A 3,288-nucleotide genomic window follows, 5' to 3' on the forward strand; every position below is an offset into this window, starting at 1 on the left:
AATTCACTATAAAAATTGGAAAAAGGCTTTCCATAAAACTGAGTTTTATTAGGAATTATTGAATTTAGTTTAGGAGTTACATCATTATAAAAGTTAATATAATCGGTCGTTGTTTGAGCTTTACTATAATTTATTAATAGTAAACTTAATAAGAATATTGCTTTAGTTATTAATAATTTTTTCATTGTTTATAAATTTTTTTAATTAGGGACATTTTGAGACTATCGCTTTTCCGTCTGATATACCATTAACTTTTGTAATTTCTTGAATAGAAGTATTTATAGCTTTCAGGTTTCCACTAGAATCTGCTTTTGCTAAACTTACCCCTGAATTGAATTTATCCAACATATGTGCCATAGCTACAGCACTTTTATCATAATACTCTCCTGAGGTATTTCCTGATGAATCATAGCCATACATATATTTCATATCTTGAAAATCTTCACCAAGCTCACTTCTAAATTTGATGTCATGAGTAACTGGATCGTAGTTCTCACTTCTAGGATATTGTGCTAAAAAAGCCGCTGCAAGTGTAGGATCAGTAATTATTAGGGTATAAATCTCGGTGGTACCATTCGATATGCCATATATAAAACTATAACGGAAATTAGGAAAATCTACTATTCTTTCGAGCAGGGAATAGAGATCTCCCGCAGATGGATGTCCTGAAGCTCCCGCATGGGAATGTCCTGTGCCTACCGGAGGACTTGTCAATTGATCAGTAGGGGAAGCTACAGAGCTGGGAGTTCCTTCTTTTGGAGCTGTTATCTCAATTCCTCCATCGGCGCTTTGTCCAATTCCAACTCCAAACTCATTCGTTTCCTGAACCTTGCTTTTTAATATCGCATCCATTTTTTGTTGTCCTGCAGAACTTTGTAGTATTTTATTTGCCTTGGATACTCCTGAAAAGGCTTTTAAGCAGCGCTCATCTCCCAAATCGGGAGCACCACCGCCTCCACCATCAAGATTACTATCAATACAGTTTTGATAAATAGAACATCCGCCGGAAGTTCCACCGCCCCCGCCGGGAGGTAATCCTGTTCCATTACCCGGCTTTGGAATAGTAATAGTTACTCCGGGAATGTCACATGGATCAAGTCCATCAAAACCACATCCGGATTTATTAAGCCTGTTATTATTGATGGTACTTTTTACATACTCTGCTTTAAACAGATCGAAAATTTCCCGATAATTCTTTTCAGAAGAAGCCATTTCATAATACTCTACAATGGTTTTGTTTTCTCTTAGAGCCGCAACCATTATACCACCCACCTGATAATTCCTTATTAATGGGAAAAGAACATACTTTTCACCCTCGTGAGTGGTAAATTCCTGTGAACGGATATTGAACTCGATATATTCCGTTGATACGGCTTCCGATTTGCCTAAAGACCTTTTCATAGTCTTTGCCGTATGGCTTACACTGTAAAGACTGTCGTATCTTTCCATCAGGGTTTTAAAACCGTTTGCATAATTGATTGTTTGGCTATCCTGTGCAGAAAATACCAGAAACTGATTGGAGGTGTATTTTTCATCCTGACTTTTAAAATAGTCATCCTCAGAGCTACAGGAATGTAAGGCGCTTAGGCCTATGGTTATAGAAAATAACCAGAGAGATAAATTTTTCTTCATATTAATAGCAAGTGTTTTTAGTAAGGTAAATATAATTCATTTTGTAGGGATTAAAATGATGTTGTCAATTTTTTTTCAGGTTTTAATGCTCTTTAGTTTATAATAGGCTGTTATATCATCCCCAGCATGGACATAGCTGATTTGAATTTATCTTTCAGCTCCCATCATCTTAACCGTTCTCAGTGGGTTTTTCCGTTCCTTTCCATAATGAGATATGCAGCATCCAGCATTTTGGTCAGATGAATATACGGGCTTATCATATTCCTTTCCGGCAGATGATCATACATTCCCAATGAGAGGTAGACCATCCCCGAAATAAAATAATCAAATTCCCTGACGCTGTATTCTCTGAATGCTTTTTTAAAAACCAGCAGGGGATTTTGGTATTCTTTCTCGGAAAGCAGTCCAAAAGCCAGCGGAGAAACCTCTTCCAGGCGGGTATTGGCAGTCCATTTCTTTTTCTCCAGTGCCAGCAGGTAACCTGCACGGATGAACGAGCGCATAGCCTGGTGAAAATGAAGGAGGACGGACGGGTACTCTTTTATCCAGCTGTTTCTGTCGACAGCATAATGCATAATGTTGTTTAGGAGCTCTTTGGATGCGGTAATGTCATTAAGCAAAAAATAGGTTTCCATTTGTTGTAAACCGCAAGGCTTCCGGTTATCTTTCCCAAAGCGGGACTGAAAGTCTGTTCTGTTTTTTTTCATGAGTTTGTGTTTTAATAAGGTGATTTTGTAAATATTTTTATCCTTTGTTTTTATTGAATAGGGCACAGCTGTAAATACATCACGAAAACTTCATGACAGCGGTATAAGCTGAACCATATTTTAAGTATTACGGGTTAGATAGTATTTGTTTTTCGTTTTCTGATTTTTACTGGGGTAAAGGAGGAAGTCCGCCTGAACTTCCTGCCTATACAAACCCAATGAATATGATATAATTTGTGTTTTTCTAAAAGCCCTGAAGCCTCAATGGATTGTACACCCCATTGTACCTTATCATGATACTTTATGTTGTAAAGCAGGCTTAGAAAAAGATGATTGTAGAAGAGCAGAACGGCATGAAAATAAAATGGCATGGACTCTACAATATCTGTAATAGGGGTACTGGTATAACCTTGCAACAGATAAGAGAGCCCACGCCTAGGTCGTGAGCTTCATACTTATCATCTTGTTGCTTTAAAAATTACCAGTTTTCTATTACAAGATTCTAAGCAATAGCTTCTATTATTCTTTGAAGTATCGCAAAATTACTCTAATGAGTAATCTCTTCCAAATATAATAAAAATATTAAATATTACCGAATTCGGTAATGATAATTTTTGTTAATAATTACAATTTGCACTAAATAGTGTGATTATGAACGAGTTTAAGACGGATGAAATTAAAAAAATGGTCTCAGAAAAAATAAAAGAAATAAAAGGAGAAACCCCTTATTCTAAGATTTCTGAAAGATGTAATGTTACATCTGCAAGAATCAGTGATGTTGCCAATAACAAGATTGATTGCCAACTCAGTACTTTCATTGAAATTGCAACCGGACTGAGAATACATCCTAAAGAATTATTTGATATCGTCTTTGATTTTGAAGAATATTATTCTGAATTAGATAAATAAACCAAGCTCCAAAGTCTTCGCATTTGGGTTCATCTTATTG

The 3,288-nt window shown here is 36.2% G+C and carries 4 protein-coding genes; 1 reads left to right on the top strand and 3 read right to left on the bottom strand.

Features of this window, described 5'->3' with window-relative positions:
• The 3 genes from Q0A18_RS15555 to Q0A18_RS15565 all read right to left on the bottom strand — a co-directional run.
• On the bottom strand, positions 1-185 hold a 185-nt coding region (locus tag Q0A18_RS15555), incomplete at its 3' end, for a hypothetical protein (protein WP_292011079.1).
• A 19-nt stretch (positions 186-204) separates the two neighbouring features.
• The gene (locus Q0A18_RS15560; protein ID WP_292011080.1) at positions 205-1,632 is read right to left on the bottom strand and encodes a hypothetical protein; all 1,428 of its coding nucleotides are present in this window, start codon (positions 1,630-1,632) and stop codon (positions 205-207) included.
• A 179-nt stretch (positions 1,633-1,811) separates the two neighbouring features.
• Positions 1,812-2,339, bottom strand: coding sequence for a hypothetical protein (locus Q0A18_RS15565; RefSeq protein WP_292011081.1), 528 nt, complete (start codon positions 2,337-2,339; stop codon positions 1,812-1,814).
• A gap of 651 nt (positions 2,340-2,990) precedes the next feature.
• On the opposite strand from Q0A18_RS15565, the gene Q0A18_RS15570 reads away from it, so the two are divergent.
• Positions 2,991-3,248 (top strand): XRE family transcriptional regulator, encoded by a 258-nt coding sequence (locus tag Q0A18_RS15570; RefSeq protein WP_292011082.1) that lies wholly within the window; start codon positions 2,991-2,993, stop codon positions 3,246-3,248.
• Positions 3,249-3,288: the final 40 nt, after the last annotated feature.

The sequence above is a fragment of the Chryseobacterium sp. genome (genome assembly GCF_022712095.1).
Classification (GTDB): domain Bacteria; phylum Bacteroidota; class Bacteroidia; order Flavobacteriales; family Weeksellaceae; genus Chryseobacterium.

Bases quoted from the DNA above. Each gene is read 5' to 3' on its own strand.
- Q0A18_RS15560 (WP_292011080.1), bottom strand. From the start codon at position 1,632: ATGAAGAAAAATTTATCTCTCTGGTTATTTTCTATAACCATAGGCCTA.
- Q0A18_RS15565 (WP_292011081.1), bottom strand. From the start codon at position 2,339: ATGAAAAAAAACAGAACAGACTTTCAGTCCCGCTTTGGGAAAGATAAC.
- Q0A18_RS15570 (WP_292011082.1), top strand. From the start codon at position 2,991: ATGAACGAGTTTAAGACGGATGAAATTAAAAAAATGGTCTCAGAAAAA.